We start from the raw sequence: 17,787 nt of genomic DNA, 5'->3' as shown, positions 1-17,787 counted from the left end.
ATGGCCGCTGCCGATACAGCCGTGGATCTGTCGCAGGCCATGCGCCTTGAGCCGGTGTTGCCCGGCGACTGGCTGGTGGTGGCACCGCTGCTCCTGACCATTCTGGGCGGCGCGCTCTGCCTGATCACGCGCAAGAACACCGAGGCGCAGCCGAAGGTCGCGATCATCTTCCTGACCCTGCTGGTGCTCAGCTGCGCCGGGTTGCTTGCCCGGGTGCTGGACAAGGGCGTGGTGACCATGGTCGCCGGCTCCTGGTTGCCGCCCTTCGGCATCGCCTTCACCGCGGATGCGCTCGGGGCGACCCTGGCCTTGACCTCGTCGCTGGTGGCGCTGGCGGTGGCGGTCTATGGGGCAAGCGATGTTGACCGGTCCGGCCGGCGCTATGGCTTTTATCCCTTCCTGCTGCTGTTGATGACCGGCGTCTGCGGCGCCTTCCTGACCGGGGATATCTTCAACCTCTATGTCTGGTTCGAGGTATTGCTGATTTCCTCCTTCGGCCTGCTGGTGCTCGGCAACGAGCGCGCGCAGCTCGATGGCGCGGTCAAATACGCGATCCTCAACATCATCGCCACGACCCTGTTCCTGATCGCCACCGGCCTGCTTTATGGCATCGTCGGCACGCTCAACATGGCCGACATCGCCATCAAGGCGCGGGGGATCGGCATGGACGGCCCACTGACGACGGTGGCGGTGCTCTATTTCCTCGCCTTCGCCATGAAGGCGGCGGCCTTCCCTGTCAATTTCTGGCTGCCCGCCTCCTATCACACGCCGCGCATCGTCGTGTCGGCGGTCTTCGCCGGTCTGCTGACCAAGGTGGGCGTCTATGCCTTGCTGCGCATCTTCGTGCTCCTGATGCCCGATGCCCGCGCGGCCCTGGCCGACCTGATCGCGCTGGTGGCCATTCTCACCATGCTGACCGGTGTGTTCGGCGCGCTGGCACAGACCGACATTCGCCGCCTGCTCGGCTATCTGGTGATCTCCGGCATCGGCTCGATGCTGGCTGGCCTTGCCATCGGCACCACGCCGGCGCTGGCCGGCGCGATCTTCTACGCGGTCCATTCGATCCTGGTGATGACCGCGCTCTACATGGCGGCGGGCGTCATGCGGGCGCTTGGCGGCTCGTTCTCCCTGCGGGAGCTGGGAGGGCTCTACGGGGCCAATCCGGCCTTTGCCGCCGTGTTCCTGATGCTCGGCTTCGCAGTCGCAGGCCTGCCGCCGTTTTCCGGTTTCTGGCCGAAGGTGCTCCTGGTGGATGCCGCGCTGGTCGGTGGCCATGGCTGGATCGCCGCCGCGATCCTGATCACCGGCCTTTTGACGACGATCGCCATTGGCCGCGTTTGGGTCTTCGCCTTCTGGCGCGGCGGGGCGGAAGGAACCCCCGATGGCTATGAGAAGGCGCTGGCGGTCCCCGATCCAAAGATCACTGGTGCGGGCATCTGGCTGCCGATCGGCCTGTTGCTCGGGCTTATCGTCCTTCTGGGCATCCAGCCCGAGTTCATGATGCAGGTCGCCGGGCGCGGTGCTGCGTCCCTCGGTGAACCGCTCGGCTACCTTCGGTCCGTATTCGGAGACGCGATCCAATGACCGGCCTGTTTCTGATCAACATTCTGCTGGCCCTGTCCTGGGGGGCGGTGACCGGCAGTTTCGAAGCGGTGAACCTGGCCTTCGGCTTCCTGCTCGGTGCCGGTGCGCTGTACCTCATTCGCGAGCAGGTCGGCACCGCCGGCTACCTCAATCGGGCCTGGCAGATCGTCAGCCTGGCGGTTTTGTTCGTCTATGAGCTGGTGCTGTCGGCCCTGCGGGTCGCCCGGATCGTGCTGATGCCGAAGATCGAGCTGTCGCCGGGCATCATCGCCTATCCGCTGACGGTGGACCGGGATTTCGAGATCACCATGCTGGCCAATCTGATCACCCTGACGCCGGGAACCCTCTCGGTCGATGTGTCGGAGGATCGCAAGGTGCTTTACGTGCATTGCCTGGATGTGCCCGATCCCCAGGCGACGATCGACGACATCAAGAACGGGTTCGAACGCAAGATCCTGGAGGCCTTCCGATGACCCCGGAGTTCTCGTCCTGGTTCCTCGACGTCTGCGTCAATATTTCGCTGGCGATCCTGACCGTGGCGTTCTTCCTGATCGTTGTGCGGATCGTGCGCGGGCCGACCCTTCCGGACCGGGTGGTGGCGCTCGACATGCTCGTCGCGGTCGGCATCGGCTTCATCGCCGCCATCGGCGTTCAGACCGACTATTTCCTTTATCTCGATATCGCCATCGCCCTGGGGCTTGTCGGCTTCCTGGCGACCGTGGCCTTCGCCCGTTTCGTGCTGAACCGGGGGCTGGCCAAGGATGCCACCATTGTCGATGAGGTTCAGGACAGCATCGCCCGGCGGGAGAGCGGACAATGACCCCGATTTATGAAGTGGCCGTTGGTGTTGTTCTGGTGGTCGGATCGATTTTCGCCTTGATCGCCGCCATCGGGTTGCTGCGGCTGCAGGACGTCTACATGCGGATGCATGCCGGCTCCAAGGCCGGAACCCTGGGCTCGGGACTGATGCTGATTGCCCTGGCCATACATGCCCATCAGATCGACGTGATCACCCGTGCGCTGGCCGGGGTGGTGTTTTTCCTGCTGACGGCGCCGGTGTCGGCGCATCTTCTGGCCAAGGCCGCGTTGGAAGTGGGGTATCGCCCCTGTGCGGCGACCAAGGTCGACGAGATGCCGAAGCCGGAGGAGTGAGCCGTTGCCGTCGGGGGATTGGCCCGGCGCAGCGCCTTGCCGGTTTGTATGGTCAGGGGCTACTTGGCGGATTGAGGAAATTTATTGATCGTCTGCTTTGGTTCAGTGTTGCGAAGACTAGGGCAAACTGCTCCGGTTCATAAAAAACCGGATGATTTGCGGTATCAATCTTATGTTTTTTGCTTGTGATTGAAAAAATTGCGCGATATAGAACAGGCACTGAATTTGATTGGCTGAATCGTAGTTCGGCTGGTGGTTACTGGTAGTAACGCCTATCGGTCATAGTTTGCCGAACATGAAATTGCTGATCTGTTACCGAACGTACCGACAAAACTAGCGGGTGGATTATGACGGAAACGGCTGTCGACGCCAATCTCATTGACTTGACTGCCGACATCGTGTCGGCCTATGTCGCCAACAACACGGTGGCATCGACCGATCTGGCAGGCCTGATCAGTGAAGTTTACAATGCCCTGCATCGCACCAGCAATGCAGTGGCCGAGCCTGAGCCGGAGCCGCTGAAGCCGGCTGTGCCGCTCAAGAAATCGGTGACGCCCGACTACATCATCTGCCTGGAAGACGGCAAGAAGTTCAAGTCGCTGAAGCGCCACCTGCGGACCCATTACGACATGTCGCCGGAAGAGTACCGCGAGAAGTGGGGCCTTGCCAGCGACTACCCGATGGTCGCGCCGAACTATGCGGCAGCGCGTTCGGAGCTCGCCAAGAAGATGGGCCTCGGCCAGCAGCGCAAGCGCACCAAGTAAGCGCAGCTTCGGCTCAGATGGAATTCGGAACGCCGCCGTGGGTCTCCACGGTGGCGTTTTTGCGTTTGCCGGGCGTCTCCGATGGTTTTTCGGCCGTGCCGGGGCCGATGGCGTCGAGCAGCGCATGGCACTGGTCCGAGGCCTGACGCAGGGCCAGCAGACGGTTCGCGTCGAAACTCCAGTGGCCGGCGATGCCGCGCCCCGCTTCCGCAGCCAATGCGGCGGCGAGTCGCGCGCGCTGCGCCTGGAGCCCTTCACGGCTGATGCGCTCGCAGCCATCGCGTGTGCCGGGGCGCGGTGCCGCGCGGTCGGGAAACAGCCGGTCCATCATCATCAGATAGCGCTGACGACAGGGCAATGCGGATGCCGCGTCCGGCGCTTGCGGTGACTTGTCCCCGATACCGTTCATTGTTTCCCTCCAACGCCGCCGGGCGGGCGACGCCGGCCCTTGCCGCCCGTCCGGGCCCATCGCTGATTGCGGCGGGGGACTGGGGCGGGCTGTCGCCAGTGTGACATGGCGCCGGGGAGGGGCGGACAACCCGCCGCGCGATGCGCGGAGTTGGTGCATGGCGTGAAAGATTTATCCCCTCGCGGGAAAAATCTCGTAAATCTATAGGAATATAAACCTATGATTGTTTTTGGACGGAGATTGCCATGCTTGTTCACGGGCAGCCGATGCAGGGGCCAGCGAAATTTCACAAGGAAGAGCGGGCGTTTTCGGGCGCGGGCGCGGAACACAGGGGGGCTGAGCTGATCGTCACCGCCTGTGTGATGTCGGCCTTTGGGGTGACGCAGGAGGACATCGACCGTCGCAGCCGGGGGCCGGCCCGCACCGCGCTGGCACGGCAGGTGTCGATGTATCTCCATCATGTGGTTCTTGAGCGGACGTTGACATCGGTGGCGCAGACGTTCGGGCGCGACCGGACAACGGTCGCTCATGCGTGCCGGGTGATCGAGGACCGGCGGGACGACCCGGAGTTCGAGGCAACGCTCTCCGCGCTGGAGGAGGCGATCGCTTCGGGGCTTCGGCTGGTGCGGCTGTGTCCGGTTCGGGCCGGGGGGCAGCGATGAGCGGGCGGGCCGTATCGGCGCGTCTCAGTGAGGAGGGCGGGGCACTAATGCGCCTGCTGAAACGCCTGTCACGGGCCTCCGTCTGGGTGGTGGTGGACCGCAGCGGTGCCGGCGATGGCGATTGGCGGCTGCGCGCCGCGGCCGGGCGGGCGGATGCGCGCACCGGCGCGCCGCCGGTGCTGACCGTGCCGGCCGCGAGCCTGGGGCAGGGGCTGCGGCGGCAGTTGCTGCGGATGACGGAAGCGGGCACCATCGAGCTCACGGATCTTGGCCGGGCGCGCCTGCGCCGGGCGCTTGCCGGGGAGGATGGCTTTCGCGCCCAGCATCAGGCGCGTGGGCTGCGCCGGGATCGCGCGCGGGACGGCACGGTGGAGGTGATGACCGTCAATCACGCGGAAAGCCCGCTTGCCTGGCTGCGCACCCGGCGGACCCGCAACGGCAAGGCCTTTCTGAGCCAGGAGCAGTTCGAGGCGGGCGAGCGGCTGCGGGCCGATCATACCTTCGGTCAGATTGCCCCGGGTCTGGCCGCCCCGGCCTGGCAAACGCTGGCGACGGGGGCGACCGGCGGCGGCTCCCGGCGCGGCGGCATCGGTGAATTGACCGACGCGGTGATGGCGGCGCGGCAGCGGATGGAGCGGGCGCTTGACGCTGTCGGACCGGAGCTCTCCGGCGTGCTGGTCGACGTCTGTTGCCTGCTGAAGGGGCTGGAGGCGGTCGAACGGGAGCGCGGCTGGCCGGCGCGCTCGGCCAAGGTCATTCTGGCCCTCGGCCTCGACCGGCTGGCCCGGCACTATGGGCTCGGCAGTCGCCGGTAGCGGCGACCGGTGGGAGGATCAGGCCTGGGCGAGCACCGACCGGGCGTCCGCCTTGATCGATTCGACCATGGATTTCAGGCCGTTCGAGCGCTGCGGCGTCAGGTGTTCCTTGAGGCCGATCTGCGCGAAGATCGCGTCGACATCGGTCTCGGCGATTTCCTGCGCCGTGCGGCCGGAGAACATGGCAAGCACGATGGCCACCAGTCCCTTGACGATATGCGCATCGCTGTCGCCGGCATAGACCAGCACCGGCGCGCCGCTCGGGTCGCGTTCCACGGATTTGGTCAGCCACACCTGGGAGACGCAGCCGCGGATCTTGTTGGCCTCGGTGCGTTCGTCGTCCGGGAAGGGCGGCAGCATCCGCCCCAGTTCGATGACGTATTTGTAGCGGTCTTCCCAGTCATCGAGAAAGGCGAAATCGTCGAGAATGCTGTCGAGGGTCGTGGTCATGGCCGCCATATGCTGCTCTAGGGGTATTACCCGTGACATATAGACCGGCGAGGCGGCGGGGGAAACCTTGCGTGCGTCGGCGTGGGCAGACCGGGGGCGATGGCGCTGCGGCGTGGTGTCGCGAAAAAAGAAAAAGCCGCAGGCGGTATTGGGCAGCAGCCCGCCTGCGGCTGGCGGGACGGGCCCGCCAAGGTGTTGGCGCGAAAGACAATCGCGTGGTCTGGAAAGGAACCGCCAAACCGTCGGTGTTCGGATGCCGGGTCGGGGTCGCTGCGGGGCGACATCATCCGGCCTGGCGAAAAAGATCAGGCCGGGCCGTTGCCCCGGATCGGCTTCGGCTGGGGCAGGGCCGCCGGTGCGCCGCCGCTGCGGGCACTGAGCCGGGTGGTGAGCTGCGCGCCAGTATCGGCCGCACCAGTATCGGCCGCACCGGTGTCGGTCGCATCGGTGTTGTCGTGGGGCGCGAGGCCTTGCGAGGCCGCCGTCCGCGCATCGCCGGTCCAGGCCGGGGTGCGGTCCGCCGCCGTCAGCGTACCGGTGCGCGCCGCCGTCTCGTCTTCTTCCAGATACTCGTAGAGCATCTGCGCGCTGACCTTGGCCTTGGCGCCAATCCGGGCAATCGCCTGACCGCCGGTCTCGCAGGTCTCCGGGTTGCGCTCGCAGAAACCGGAGAGATCGCTGATCGTCGATTGCGCGGCGAAGAACGCCTGAACCGGCGAGACGCCACTGACCTGCGATTCGTCGCTTCCGGTGTCGATCGGCAGGAGCAGGAGCACCAGCCCGATCCAGAATGCCGTTCTGAGAAGAAAGAACATGACAGCCGCCCTTGTAGATATCGTTCGGTCGGCTCCGGTCGCCGGCCATGCGGTCGCCGGAGCGCGTTATGGGACAAACCTAGCAAGGAGGTTCGAACGCCCGGTTGCGAGGACGAAGGGCATTTTCATCAAGTTCGAGGCGAATTTGATGAAAACTTGCGTCAAATTTTAATCAAATCGGAAAGGTCCCGGGATGCCTCAGGGAAAACGGCCCGGCGCCGCCGTTTCATGGTTCCTTAAACCGTTCCTGTGACGATGAGGAACAGTTTGGCCAACAAGCGGCAGGCGTGCCGGGACATAAGAAAATGATGCCAGAATTGCGGGAAGCCCTCGGGCCGGTGAGCCGATATGTGGATGCCTTGGTGCATCCCTCGGCGGCGGACGCGCGGGCATTCCATCGTCATCGCACCTTCATTCGCGATCATCTTGCCTGCGGCATGCTGGCGCTTGCGCTGCTGCCGCTGATGCTGGCCTTAGGCGGGGCGGTGACGCTGTTCTTCACGCTGATTCTCGCCTGGCTGATCACGCATCTGCCGCTGGCCATGTATGTCTCGCGCACCGGCGCTCATGACCGCGCCCAGGTGATGTCGGCGACCCTGTTTGCGGGGCTGTTCACCGCGCTGGCCGGGCTCACCGGCGGGCTCGCCTCGCCGCTGCTGCCCTTCGTGATTCTCGCGCCCGTGGAGGCGGCCTTCGCCGGATCGCGCAAGGCAATCGCCGCGACCACCGGTCTGGTCGGCGGTCTGGTGGCGCTGCTGGCCGGTCTTGGCGGCCAGGGGTTGGTCGGGCCGCTCTCGGCTGCTCCGATTGCCGGCTGGCTGCCGGTCGAAACCGTCGGCGGCGGGCTGGCGCTGCTGTACGCGGCGATGCTGGCTGTCCGTTTCCAGGCCGATGCCCGCCATCAGGCGACGCTCTTGCGCCGCGAGGAAGAGAAATACGGACTGGTCGCCGCCAGTGTCGCCGATGCGATCTCGGTGCATGACAGCGCCGGCAAGGTGCTGTTCGCGACCCCGCCGGCGCGCGGCATCATCGGTGCCGCGCGGGCGGACATCCTCGGCGATGGCCTGTTTCAGCGCATCCATGTGGCCGACCGGCCGGCCTATCTGAAGGCCCTGTCCGACACCCTTTCCGATGGCGAAACGCGCGTTTTGGAACTGCGGGTGCGTCGCGGCGAGGCCCGTCCCGGCGAAACCGGCATGGCGGAATACGGCTGGCTGGAACTGGTCTGCCGCAGAAAGAAGGCGGCGGAGGAGGGACCCGAGGGCGGGCGGATCGTCTGTGTTTTGCGCGATATCTCCCGGCGCAAGCAGGCGGAGGAAGAACTGACCGCCGCTCGGGCCGAGGCGGAAAGCGCCAATCAGGCGAAGTCGCGCTTTCTGGCGACGGTCAGCCACGAATTGCGCACGCCGCTCAATGCGATCATCGGCTTCTCCGACCTGATGCGCAAACTGCCGGAAACGGCGGCGGATCCGGAGCGGGTGCGGGAATATGCCGGGTTGATCCACCAGTCCGGAGATCACCTGCTTCAGGTGGTCAACGACATGCTCGACATGACGCGGATCGAGACCGGGCAGGCGCAGACGATTGCCGAACCGTTTGACATTCGCTCCTGCCTCGATGGCTGCCGCCGGATGATGGAACCGCAGGCGCAGAAGGCGGGCGTGCGGCTGAGCTGCGATGTGCCGCTGGCAATCGGTAGCTTCACCGCCGATGCAAGGGCCTGCCGGCAGATCGCCCTCAACCTGATTTCCAACGCCCTGAAATTCACGCCCTCTGGCGGGCGGGCGGTGATCTTCGCCCGGCTCGAAGGTGAAGGGCTGGCCTTCGGTTTGCGCGATACCGGATCGGGCATTGCCCCGGAAGACACCCAGCGGGTGCAATTGCCGTTCGTTCAGGCAAGCAGCGGCACGGCCCGCACCCATGAAGGGTCGGGCCTCGGCCTGGCGGTGGTGAAGGGGCTGGCGGAGCTTCAGGGTGGGCGCATGACCCTGGAAAGCCGGCTGGGCGAGGGGACGACGGTCACCGTGTATTTGCCGCGCCGTGCCGCCACGGGCGAACAGGCCGCCGCTGTTCCGTCAAGGGCAGACACCGACGCGGCCGTCTCGCACGTGCCGCGCGGGGAGAGGTCCGAGGACTTGCCCGGCGACAGGAAAACGGGCAAGGACGTAGCGAGGGAAACCGGCACCAACGCCAATCACACCGCCTTGCAGAAGATCGCATGAGCCGGGAGAACCAGCCATGAGCCGCGCGCAGCGAAAGGCGCCACGGCGAAAGACGCCAGCAGCCAAGCCCGAGCCCTCCGGACTGGGCGCGATGGCGCTCGACAATCCGGTGGCCGCCGGCGGCTGGCTGGTGATGGTGCTGACCGGCTGCCTGATCATCGCCAATGCGACCGCGTTTCAGTCGGGGCCGCATCCGGCGCCGCTGTTCGCCACCCGCAAGGCGGCGCCGCCGCCCGCACCGGCACTGACCCCGGCGGAGGAGCGGGCAAGGTCGGCGCAGCGGGTGCTGGTCCGCGATGTTCAGGTCGAGCTGCGCCGCCTCGGCGTCTATGAAGGTTCCCTCGACGGGCTCAAGGGACCGGCGACGGACCGGGCCGTGCGCGCCTATCAGCGCAGTCGCGGCCTGAGAGATACCGGCCAGATCGATGAGGGACTGCTGGCGCGGCTGGCGATGGATACCGGCAGCGGCGCGCCGGAGGCCGGCCTGCCACCTCTGCCGGTGCCCCCGCCCGAGCCGCCCGCAGCGCACCAGCAGACGGGCTCTCAAAGCGAGACGACCCTGTCGGGCGAACGGGCCCGGGTGGCGCGCATCCAGGCGGCGTTGGTCCGGCTGGGCTATGGTCCGCTGAATGTCGATGGGTATTCGGGCGAGCAGACCGCCAATGCCATTCGCCGCTTCGAACTCGACCGCGGCAAGCCGATCACCGGTGCGCTCTCGCCCGCGCTGGTTACGGAAATCGAAAAGGTGACCGGACGTCCGCTCGGCGGATGACCCGGGCGGCCTTGCTTGAAGCCCCGCCACATTCCCTCTGACGAACCGCCGCAGGAGCGCCCATGCGTCTGACCTCCGAATTCTGGGTTTCCGCGCTGATCCGCCGCTGCTTTGCCGAAAACGCCTTTGCCGGTCTGACCGCCCGGGGCGCGACGGAAGCCGGTGCGATCTATATCGTCGTCGACCGGCTCGATGGGCGCTACGACCTTTACGGCCCGGCGCCGCAGTCGTTTTTCGGCGAGGGAAACGGCGGCGAACGGCTGTTCGAGCCGCTGCTGTCGCTGGCCGATCGCGAGGCGGTGGACGCGCGGCTTGCCAGCGACCGGCGCATGGATCCGGATGTGTGGATCGTCGAGGTCGAGGATCGCGAGGGCCGGGTGTTCTGGAACGTGGCCGACAGCGGGGACTGATCCCGCGCTGACCGGGATCGCCGAGCGTCAGCTGGCTTCGCGGCGGGAGGGGGCGAGCGCGCGGTCCTGCGACGAACGGCGGGTGCCGCTCTTGGCAACCGTCGGCCGTTCCGCCTGAGCCAGCCCGTCATAGACCGGGGCATGCACGCCCTGTTGCGCCGGCTGGGCAGCGCTCTCGCGGCCCGACTGCCATTCGTGGATCAGGAACATGGCGGCGCGCGGGGTGATCGAGTTCAGCAGCGCCAGCAGATCGCGCAGCTCGGCAAGCGGCCGGCGCTGACCGAGCAGCCGCACCAGAATACGCCCGCCATCGGCATCGCTGGTGCCGAGCGCGCGCAGGCAGATCACCAGCGGCTCGCCGCCCGGATCGTCGACGATCCGCGCCGCCGTCTCCGCCGGAATGTCCAGCGTGTAGGCCAGATGGGCCGCGAACACCGCCGCCCCGCCATTGAGCGCCGCCTCCACCAGATGCTTCAGCACCTCCGGCTTGAACGCGGCATTGAGCACCCGGGGATCCTGGCGCTTGACCAGTTCCGACAGGGTGCGGGCCTCGGCGGCGGCAATCGCCTCCAGCCGCCCGGCATGGTCGAGATCGAGAAACAGCGCGAACAGTTGCGTCGAGGGCAACGCCTTGCGGCGGGCGAGCAGATCCGCCAGCGCGCGCAAGACCTCCTTGCGCTCGGACAGGGCGGCCAGCGCGTCATCGTCCAGGGCCTCGGGCTCGCGGGTGAGCAGCGCGCGCAAGGTGTCCGCGTCGGCGAAATGAAACAGCGCGGTCACCGCGTCCCGGGGAAGGTCCGGCCGGGCAGCGATGATCGCGCGCAGACGCTCCGGACCGCGGGCGATGCGCCGCACCAGATCCGGACCGGAAAACGGCGCGGCCGCGTTCAGTGCGATGGCGGCGACATCCTCATTGGCGTCGGCCATGAGCTGGGCCAGACAGGCCGGCGGCGTGTGCGGATAGGGCGCGAGCGTTTCGGCGATGCGCAGCCGGTCCGCATCGGGCGTCGCCGGCAGAAGCTGGCGAAACAGCTCGGCGAAGATGTGGGCCTCGGATCCGTCATGGCTGGCGGTGGTGGCGAACAGCTCGCTGGCCGCCAGCAACACGCGATCCTTGCGATTTCGGTCCGTTTCCAGGGACAGATCCACGACACCGTCCAATGACTTGTAAGAGGATTTCGACACGGCCCGACTTGTACGCTACGCAAGGGCGAGAACAGCGCCCAGGGACTCTTCTGACCGCAGCCGCTCTGAACGATGCGGCCCGTTCCATCAAATTGGCAAAAAACCGTTAGCAACTTGTTAACCCAGGCACTGGCCTACTAACCTTACGGCAGATGGTTTCGCGTGACCTGCCAGGGGTCAGGAACGGCAAGGGGCCGCTCCTCGGGGCTCATGGAGGATGCAATGGGTACCGTGCTGAGTTTTTCTACCGCTCCCCGGTCGAAGCGCCGGACGTGCCGGCAGGCGGCCTACACCCGCACCGCGCGGGGGGAGGTGATTATCTTTCCGGGGATCCGGATGGAGCGTCATTCCCTTGATCTTGGCGCGCGAATCGGGCGCAAAGTCGATGGTGGCCTGATCGGGGCCGCCGACCGTGATCACCCGGGCCGTTCGATCTGACGGCAGGGACCCGTTCCGGCTGGTGGCCGGAAGGCCTTTGGCACTGGCAAGGTTCCGGGAACAGGCCGGGTTCGGGCCGGAAACGGGAAAGACGCGGATTGACCATCGAGGGACTTCGACATCGGGCGCCGGCATCGCACGGCCGGCGCGGATCGCTGGTGATCCTGGCGCTGGTTTCCGCGTTGCTGGCCGGATGCAGCCGGCCCACGGGCGATTTCGACCGGGCGGCGCCGTCGGTGGTGCATGACACGCTGATGCCGGCCGTCGGAGCGGAAATGGCCGCCAATCGCGGCGAGCCGGTCTCGCGCTTCAACCTGACCGATGACGAGCAGGAGCTGCGCGACCGGGCCTGGACCTTGATCCGCCCGCCGGCGACGAAGGACTGGATCGAGGGGAGCCGCACCGAATTGATGCGCACGCGCATCCTGCCGGAAACTTCCGGACGGATCGACCCGATGCGCTATTACGACTTCCTGCGCTCCGACCGCTATGCCTCCAGCGAGGTTCGCTACGACCGGGTGGCCGCCGATGCCACCGGCGACGCGGCGCTGGTCGATCCCTTCTGCAAGGTGGCGCTCAGGGTGGCCAAGGCCGATCAGGAGCGCCTGCGCGCGCTTGGCCGGCGCGATATTTCCACCCGGGAGGAGCTGGCCGGTGCCCAGGCCCGGGTCTGGGAGAACAAGCGCATGACCGAATGGGCCGGTCATGCCCTGCGCTTCCGTCTCGTCTCCTACCGAAAGGCGATTGACGCGCTGGAGATCGAGACCCCGTCCAGCGACAAGGTCTGGGATGCCAATGTGGCCTGGAAGCGGCTCGCGGCGGAGGTGGTGCGCCTGGAAAAGGGCTGCGACGTCAGCAACCGCTATGGCCAGGACACGCCGCTGCGCCGGTCTCGGATCTACTCCAACTGGGGCACCGAGCGCCCGCCGCTGCAAAAGTAAGGGCTGCCGATGCCTTGCTTCGGGCTTGGCTGTCAGCGGTAGAGATCGGCGCGGCTGAGCGGCACCGGCGGATGGCCCTTGGCCGATTTGCCGGCCAGCGTCTGGTAGATCCGCGCCGAGCCCCGGTGGAAGGTGAGGGCGCAGCCGCCCAGATAGGCGACCCACAGCCGGTAAAGCTCCGGCCCGACCATCTCCTCCGCCTCCTGGCGCCGGGCGGTCAGCCGGTCGCACCAGATCTGCGTGGTCTTCTCGTAGTGCGGCCGCCAGTTCTCCACGTCATGCACCTCGAACCCGACCCGTTCCATCTGCGCCACCGTGTGGCCGATGTCGTCGAGCTCGCCGCCGGGAAAGATGTATTTCTGCAAGGCGCGCTGTTCCGGCCGCTTGATCAGCCGCCGTTTCTTGCCCTTGGCCCGCCGGGAAATGGCGTGGTTCAGAAACAGCCCGTCCTCGGCGAGCAACCCGCGCACGGTGCCGAAATAGGTGGGAATGTTGGCAAGGCCGATGTGCTCGTACATGCCCACCGAGACGATCTTGTCGAACTGGCCGGAAAGGTCCCGGTAATCGCGCAGCTCGAAGGTGACCCGGTCGGCGATGCCAAGGCGCTCCGCCTTCGCCTGGGCGAAGGCAAGCTGCTCCTCCGACAGGGTGACGCCATGGCCAATGACGCCATGGTTCTGCACCGCATGGCACAACAGCCCGCCCCAGCCACAGCCGATGTCGAGCAGCCTTTCGCCGGGGCGCAGCCGCAGCTTGCGGCAGATCATTTCCAGCTTCGCCGCCTGAGCTGCGTTGAGCGTGGTGTCCTCGGTCGGGAAATAGGCGCAGGAATACTGCATCTGCGGGTCGAGGAAGAGCTGGTAGAAGTCGTTGCCGACATCATAGTGAAAGCCGATGAAGCGCTTGTTGTCGCTCTTCACCCGCTTGTGGCCATCGGCCTTGCCACCAGAAAAGCCCCGGGTTTCGTCCGGTGAGATGCCGCGCGCGGTCAGAAGCGGCCAGATCGTCTTCAGCAGCTCCATCTTGCCGATCCGGCGCAAGCGGCGGCGGGCGGCCTTGTCGATGGCATAGGGCGCGCCGATGTCGATGATGGTGCCGCCCTCAATGTCGATATGCCCATGGGCATAGTGACGGATCAGCCGGTCCAGCGAGGGGCGGCGAAGCAGCGAGGGCAGCACGCCGGGCTCGTTGAGGGCGACGGTCAGCCCGGGTTTGACCGCATTGCCGAGCGGCTCCACCGTGCCATCCCACAGGCGCACCGAGAAATGCGCATCGAGCTGCGGACGCATGAGGGCAATGGCCCGGCGCACCGTTTCGGCAAGGCGCGCCTCGCGCGGGTCCGTCTTGATCGCTTGGGTCACGCCATACCTCATGCTGTCGCGTTGCGCCCGCGGGTGCCGGCTTTCGGCAGCAGTAACCGGGGCGAGTCTGGCGGCAATTTGCACCGCCGGGCGCCGTCCGGCAACCGTGGGTAGTCTACTGTCCGGCGGGTGCCGTGTCGGTCGTGGCCGGAAGGGTGACGATCACGCCGCTTTCCTCAAGGCCGGTGCAGCGGGCCGCCGAAAGGGCTTCCTCGGTGATCGACCGGCGCACCGGATCGCCGCCGAAGGCCCGGAGCAGCGCATAGCCCCGGTCTTCCGCGGTTTCGATGACGATCATGTCTTCAAGGCCGATGGGCGGGTTCTCCCGCACCTGGCTAAGCTGGGCGCTGGTCAGCACCAGAACGTCGAGCGTGCCGCCATTGCCGGAGGTGCGGTCGTTGAGACTGTAGATCGCCTCGCCCTGGGCGTTGAAGAGGGCGAAGGACCAGAATGGCGGGGGCAGGGCGGCCATGATTCGCACCGGCCCGGTGTCGAGATCGAACCGGCAGGCGGCATGCAGCATCTGCGGATCGAGCAGCGGCAGCGGCTCAGCGCCTGGCAGGCTGTCGGGCAGGCGGTTGAAGCTGCCATCGGGACCGAACTCGGCGACGCGCGCATAGGCGGTCTGGTGGACCATCGACGGCACCCGCATCACCACCAGGATGTGAATGATGCCGCCGAGAAACAGGCCGGCGAGGAGAACGAGGCCCCAGCGCGCGAGGGTCAGCCCATCGGGGCGGACAAGGCGCGGCAGGCGCAACGGCCGGCGACTGGGAGAAAACCGCCCGAGCGAAACGCGAGGGAAAGACAGAAGGGGGAGCGACAGGCGCAGGCGCTGTGTCAGGGCTGGAAGCCTCATCGGCAGCCCTCCCGGCGGATCTCCGGCATCGGTACGTTGGCAACGCCTGTGCCGGTGGTCAGCGGCGTATCGTAAAGCCGCAGCGCGAACACCAGCCCGCCGGCATCGCGCGTGGTCGCCAGCCAGTTGCCGGCGCGCGCCTCGGCGGCGGCGGTGATGCGGAAGCTGCCGTCCGGCCGGCGCAGCATCTGCCGGCTGTTGAGGCCGGGGCGCGGCGTCACCGTTTCCACCAGTTTAAGGTCGTCATCGAGGGCGGTCAGCGTCCACAGCCGGGCCGGGGCGGCCTGCCCCTCGATCACGTATTCGCAGCGCGGGCTCAGATCCGCGCCAGTGCTGTCCGTTCTGGCGAGGAAGATCAGCCCCTCGCCATTGGCCAGCGGCACCCGGCCGGTGCGGGCATGCATGGCGGCGGAATAGGGATCGGCCTCGCGGGTGCCCTCGGTCGGCCGGGCTTCCCACACGCCCAGCGTCAGCGCGTCGAACCGCCCGCCCTTGTCGATGGCGAGGAAGGCGCTGCCGAGCCCGGAGACAAGGGCGATGGCGCAGAGGACGGCAAGCCGGGCGGCCATCCGCCGCCGGCGTGGCCGCAGCAGCGGGGGCAGCGGATCGGCGCGCAGACCGTCGGTCTCCGGATTGCTGGGCAGCGTCAGGGTCACTGGGATACCGGTCCTTCGCCAGCCGTCGCCGTCGGGGCCTCGGCGCGTTTGCCGATGGCATCGAGCCGGGCGCCGATGTCCTTCAGCACCGAGATCGACTGTTCGCGCAGGAGCCGGGGGCGGCCGGCGCCCTGGGTGCCGTCGCCGGCGAGCAGCTGTTCCTCAGCCGAGTGCGGCGGCCGGTCGACGCCGGGCAGCGGCTTCAGCTCGACGCCCTGATGGGCGTATTCCATGATCGACTGCCAGGTCATCGCTGGCAGGCTGCCGCCGGTCATCCGGCCGGTGGAGCTGAAATCGTCGTTGCCGAACCAGACGGCGGCAGCATAATTGCCGGTGTAGCCGACGAACCAACCGTCGCGATAGGCCTGGGTGGTGCCGGTCTTGCCGGCGGCGGTGACCCCGTCGATGCGGGCGCGCCGGCCGGTGCCGCGCTCCACCACATTGACCAGCACCTCGTTCATCTCCGCCGCCTTTTCCTCCGGCATCACCCGCTGGCGCGGACCGCGTCCGGCGGCGGTCTCGTAAATGGTCGCGCCGGAGGAGTTCTTGATTTCCAGGATCGCCGTCGGCGTCACCTTGTAGCCGCCAGTGGCGAAGGAGGCATAGGCCGCGCTCATATCGATGATCCGCACCTCGGCGACGCCAAGGGGCAGGGCGCGGGTGATCTTGAGTTCGCTGGTAATGCCCATGGCATGGGCCGCCTCGACGATCTTGTCGCGGCCGATGGCCTGGGCCAGCCGCACCGGAATGGTGTTGATCGACTTGGTCAGCGCGGTCTTCAAGGTCACCGCACCGGCATAACCGCGCGAATAGTTGCGCGGGCTCCAGCCGCCGATGGAGATCGGCGCGTCCGGCACCACCGATTTCGGCGAATAGCCGTTCAGGAAGGCGGCAATATAGACGAAGGGTTTGAACGCGGAGCCGGGCTGGCGCAGCGCGTCGGCGGCGCGGTTGAACTGGCTGGCGCCATAGTCCTTGCCGCCGACCATCGCCCGCACCGCGCCGGTCTCCGGCACCACCACGGCCACCGCAGCTTCCTCTACCCGGTAGCGCTGGCCATGCTGGCGCAGGCTGGACAGGATCGCCCGTTCCGCCTGCCGCTGCAGGCCCGGGTCGAGCGAGGTGCGCACGGTCAGGATGCGGTCGCGGGTCAGGTCCGGCCGGGTCCGGGCCAGCTCCTTGAGCTGTTCGAAGGCGTAGTCGAGGAAATGGTCGGGCGAGCGGTGGTCGCTGCGGTCGATCGCCACCGCCGGATTGCGCCGGGCGCCGATCACCTGGCCCTCGGTCATGAAGCCGGCCTGCACCATGTTGGTCAGCACCTCGTTGGCGCGGGCGCGGGCGGCAGGCAGGTCCACATGGGGCGCGTATTTGCTCGGCGCCTTGAACAGGCCGGCCAGCATCGCCGCTTCGGCGAGGCTCAGCTCGCGCACGTTCTTGCCGAAATAGAACTCCGAGGCCGCCGCCACGCCAAAGGTGCCCCCGCCCATGTAGGCCCGGTCGAGATAGAGCTTGAGGATCTCGCGCTTGGTCAGGTTCATTTCCAGCCACAGCGCCAGGAAGGCCTCGTTGATCTTGCGCTTCAAGGTGCGCTCGTTCGACAGGAACAGGTTCTTGGCAAGCTGCTGGGTCAGCGAGGAGCCACCCTGAACCACGGTGCGCGCCCGCACGTTTTCCACCATGGCGCGGAAGGTGCCGACCACATCGATGCCGAAATGATGGAAGAAGCGCCGGTCCTCGGTCGCCAGCGCCGCCTTGATCAGGTGATCCGGAATCTCGGCCAGCGGTACCGTGTCGTTGAGCAGAATGCCCCGGTGGCCGATCTCGTTGCCGAACCGGTCGAGGAAGGTCACGGAGAAATCGTCGGTGGTGCGCCAGTCGGCCCGGTCGGTCTGCTGAAAGGCGTCCTGGGCAAGGGCCAGCATGAGAATCAGCCCAAGCACGCCGAAGGTTACCGCATCGGACGCCAGCTCGGCGGCGATCCGCCCCGGACCGCGCACCCGGAACCGGCGCAGCCAGGCGGAATAGCGCTCGCCGGCAAGCCGCAGGCCGGAGAAGCTGCGCCACAGCAAGGTGTCGACAAAGGCATCGACCGACAGGAGCCGCGCACGCAAGCCCCGGCGGCCGGAGCCCTCCGGCGTGCCCTTGTCTTCTGGCGGGGTTCCTTCGGGATCGAAGGATCTCTGGTTCACCTTGACCGTCCGTTCTGCTATGGCGCTCAGGCAAGCGCATGAGGAGCGGGCCGGCGCCAACCTTCCCCCGCACCGATCACAAGACTTGTTTTAATCCCGATCG

At 67.0% G+C, this 17,787-nt stretch carries 20 protein-coding genes; 12 read left to right on the top strand and 8 right to left on the bottom strand.

Features of this window, described 5'->3' with window-relative positions:
* The 5 genes from IEV83_RS11600 to IEV83_RS11580 all read left to right on the top strand — a co-directional run bounded on the left by IEV83_RS11600 (position 1) and on the right by IEV83_RS11580 (position 3,500).
* The gene (locus tag IEV83_RS11600; protein ID WP_181759086.1) at positions 1–1,584 is read left to right on the top strand and encodes a Na+/H+ antiporter subunit D; all 1,584 of its coding nucleotides are present in this window, start codon (positions 1–3) and stop codon (positions 1,582–1,584) included.
* Positions 1,581–2,057: a Na+/H+ antiporter subunit E gene (locus IEV83_RS11595; RefSeq protein WP_181759087.1), complete on the top strand. Its 477-nt coding sequence runs from the start codon at positions 1,581–1,583 to the stop codon at positions 2,055–2,057. The genes IEV83_RS11600 and IEV83_RS11595 overlap by 4 nt, the downstream gene beginning before the upstream one ends.
* On the top strand, positions 2,054–2,404 hold the full coding sequence (locus tag IEV83_RS11590; RefSeq protein ID WP_181759088.1) for a cation:proton antiporter: 351 nt from the start codon (positions 2,054–2,056) through the stop codon (positions 2,402–2,404). Before IEV83_RS11595 ends, IEV83_RS11590 begins: the two co-directional genes overlap by 4 nt.
* A complete protein-coding gene (mnhG, locus tag IEV83_RS11585; protein WP_181759089.1) occupies positions 2,401–2,736 on the top strand; it encodes a monovalent cation/H(+) antiporter subunit G in 336 nt (111 codons plus the stop codon). The genes IEV83_RS11590 and mnhG overlap by 4 nt, the downstream gene beginning before the upstream one ends.
* A 347-nt stretch (positions 2,737–3,083) precedes the next feature.
* A complete protein-coding gene (locus IEV83_RS11580; protein WP_181759090.1) occupies positions 3,084–3,500 on the top strand; it encodes a Ros/MucR family transcriptional regulator in 417 nt (138 codons plus the stop codon).
* Between the two features lie 13 nt (positions 3,501–3,513).
* Here IEV83_RS11580 and IEV83_RS11575 read toward each other — a convergent pair whose 3' ends face one another.
* Complete coding sequence (locus IEV83_RS11575) at positions 3,514–3,909, bottom strand: hypothetical protein (RefSeq protein WP_181759091.1); 396 nt, start codon at positions 3,907–3,909, stop codon at positions 3,514–3,516.
* Between the two features lie 245 nt (positions 3,910–4,154).
* Between IEV83_RS11575 and IEV83_RS11570 the strand changes: the two genes are divergently transcribed.
* Entirely contained in the window at positions 4,155–4,571 is a 417-nt protein-coding gene (locus tag IEV83_RS11570) for a helix-turn-helix domain-containing protein (RefSeq protein WP_181759092.1), read from the top strand.
* Between the two features lie 47 nt (positions 4,572–4,618).
* The gene (locus tag IEV83_RS11565) at positions 4,619–5,386 is read left to right on the top strand and encodes a DUF6456 domain-containing protein (protein ID WP_181759093.1); all 768 of its coding nucleotides are present in this window, start codon (positions 4,619–4,621) and stop codon (positions 5,384–5,386) included.
* 18 nt (positions 5,387–5,404) lie between these two features.
* On the opposite strand, the gene IEV83_RS11560 is transcribed toward IEV83_RS11565, so the two are convergent.
* Together IEV83_RS11560 and IEV83_RS11555 are read right to left on the bottom strand one after the other, a co-directional pair.
* Positions 5,405–5,836: a SufE family protein gene (locus IEV83_RS11560; protein WP_181759094.1), complete on the bottom strand. Its 432-nt coding sequence runs from the start codon at positions 5,834–5,836 to the stop codon at positions 5,405–5,407.
* Between the two features lie 305 nt (positions 5,837–6,141).
* Positions 6,142–6,651 (bottom strand): DUF5330 domain-containing protein, encoded by a 510-nt coding sequence (locus IEV83_RS11555; RefSeq protein WP_181759095.1) that lies wholly within the window; start codon positions 6,649–6,651, stop codon positions 6,142–6,144.
* Positions 6,652–6,956: 305 nt separating this feature from the next.
* Here IEV83_RS11555 and IEV83_RS11550 point away from each other — a divergent pair, with 305 nt between their 5' ends.
* The 3 genes from IEV83_RS11550 to IEV83_RS11540 all read left to right on the top strand — a co-directional run bounded on the left by IEV83_RS11550 (position 6,957) and on the right by IEV83_RS11540 (position 10,055).
* Positions 6,957–8,873: a PAS domain-containing sensor histidine kinase gene (locus IEV83_RS11550; protein WP_181759096.1), complete on the top strand. Its 1,917-nt coding sequence runs from the start codon at positions 6,957–6,959 to the stop codon at positions 8,871–8,873.
* A gap of 16 nt (positions 8,874–8,889) precedes the next feature.
* Positions 8,890–9,645, top strand: a complete 756-nt coding sequence (locus IEV83_RS11545) for a peptidoglycan-binding domain-containing protein (protein ID WP_181759097.1) — start codon at positions 8,890–8,892, stop codon at positions 9,643–9,645.
* 62 nt (positions 9,646–9,707) lie between these two features.
* A complete protein-coding gene (locus IEV83_RS11540; RefSeq protein ID WP_181759098.1) occupies positions 9,708–10,055 on the top strand; it encodes a DUF1491 family protein in 348 nt (115 codons plus the stop codon).
* A gap of 27 nt (positions 10,056–10,082) precedes the next feature.
* On the opposite strand, the gene IEV83_RS11535 is transcribed toward IEV83_RS11540, so the two are convergent.
* A complete protein-coding gene (locus tag IEV83_RS11535; RefSeq protein WP_181759099.1) occupies positions 10,083–11,204 on the bottom strand; it encodes a DUF2336 domain-containing protein in 1,122 nt (373 codons plus the stop codon).
* Between the two features lie 258 nt (positions 11,205–11,462).
* Here IEV83_RS11535 and IEV83_RS11530 point away from each other — a divergent pair, with 258 nt between their 5' ends.
* Both IEV83_RS11530 and IEV83_RS11525 read left to right on the top strand, forming a co-directional pair.
* Complete coding sequence (locus tag IEV83_RS11530) at positions 11,463–11,678, top strand: hypothetical protein (RefSeq protein ID WP_181759100.1); 216 nt, start codon at positions 11,463–11,465, stop codon at positions 11,676–11,678.
* 98 nt (positions 11,679–11,776) lie between these two features.
* The gene (locus IEV83_RS11525; RefSeq protein WP_209003129.1) at positions 11,777–12,619 is read left to right on the top strand and encodes a hypothetical protein; all 843 of its coding nucleotides are present in this window, start codon (positions 11,777–11,779) and stop codon (positions 12,617–12,619) included.
* A gap of 32 nt (positions 12,620–12,651) precedes the next feature.
* Here IEV83_RS11525 and IEV83_RS11520 read toward each other — a convergent pair whose 3' ends face one another.
* The 4 genes from IEV83_RS11520 to IEV83_RS11505 form a co-directional block, all read right to left on the bottom strand.
* A complete protein-coding gene (locus IEV83_RS11520) occupies positions 12,652–13,980 on the bottom strand; it encodes a class I SAM-dependent methyltransferase (RefSeq protein WP_209003128.1) in 1,329 nt (442 codons plus the stop codon).
* 115 nt (positions 13,981–14,095) lie between these two features.
* A complete protein-coding gene (locus IEV83_RS11515; protein WP_181759102.1) occupies positions 14,096–14,839 on the bottom strand; it encodes a DUF1254 domain-containing protein in 744 nt (247 codons plus the stop codon).
* Positions 14,836–15,495 carry a DUF1214 domain-containing protein gene (locus IEV83_RS11510; RefSeq protein ID WP_209003127.1) on the bottom strand — a complete coding sequence of 220 codons (660 nt, stop codon included), beginning with the start codon at positions 15,493–15,495 and terminating at the stop codon, positions 14,836–14,838. Before IEV83_RS11510 ends, IEV83_RS11515 begins: the two co-directional genes overlap by 4 nt.
* Positions 15,492–17,684 (bottom strand): transglycosylase domain-containing protein, encoded by a 2,193-nt coding sequence (locus IEV83_RS11505; RefSeq protein WP_181759103.1) that lies wholly within the window; start codon positions 17,682–17,684, stop codon positions 15,492–15,494. Before IEV83_RS11505 ends, IEV83_RS11510 begins: the two co-directional genes overlap by 4 nt.
* Positions 17,685–17,787 lie beyond the last annotated feature (103 nt).

Source organism: Stappia taiwanensis (assembly GCF_014635285.1).
Taxonomy (GTDB): domain Bacteria; phylum Pseudomonadota; class Alphaproteobacteria; order Rhizobiales; family Stappiaceae; genus Stappia; species Stappia taiwanensis.
Note: the sequence above shows the minus strand (reverse complement) of the source record. Positions and strands in the feature narration are given on the sequence as shown.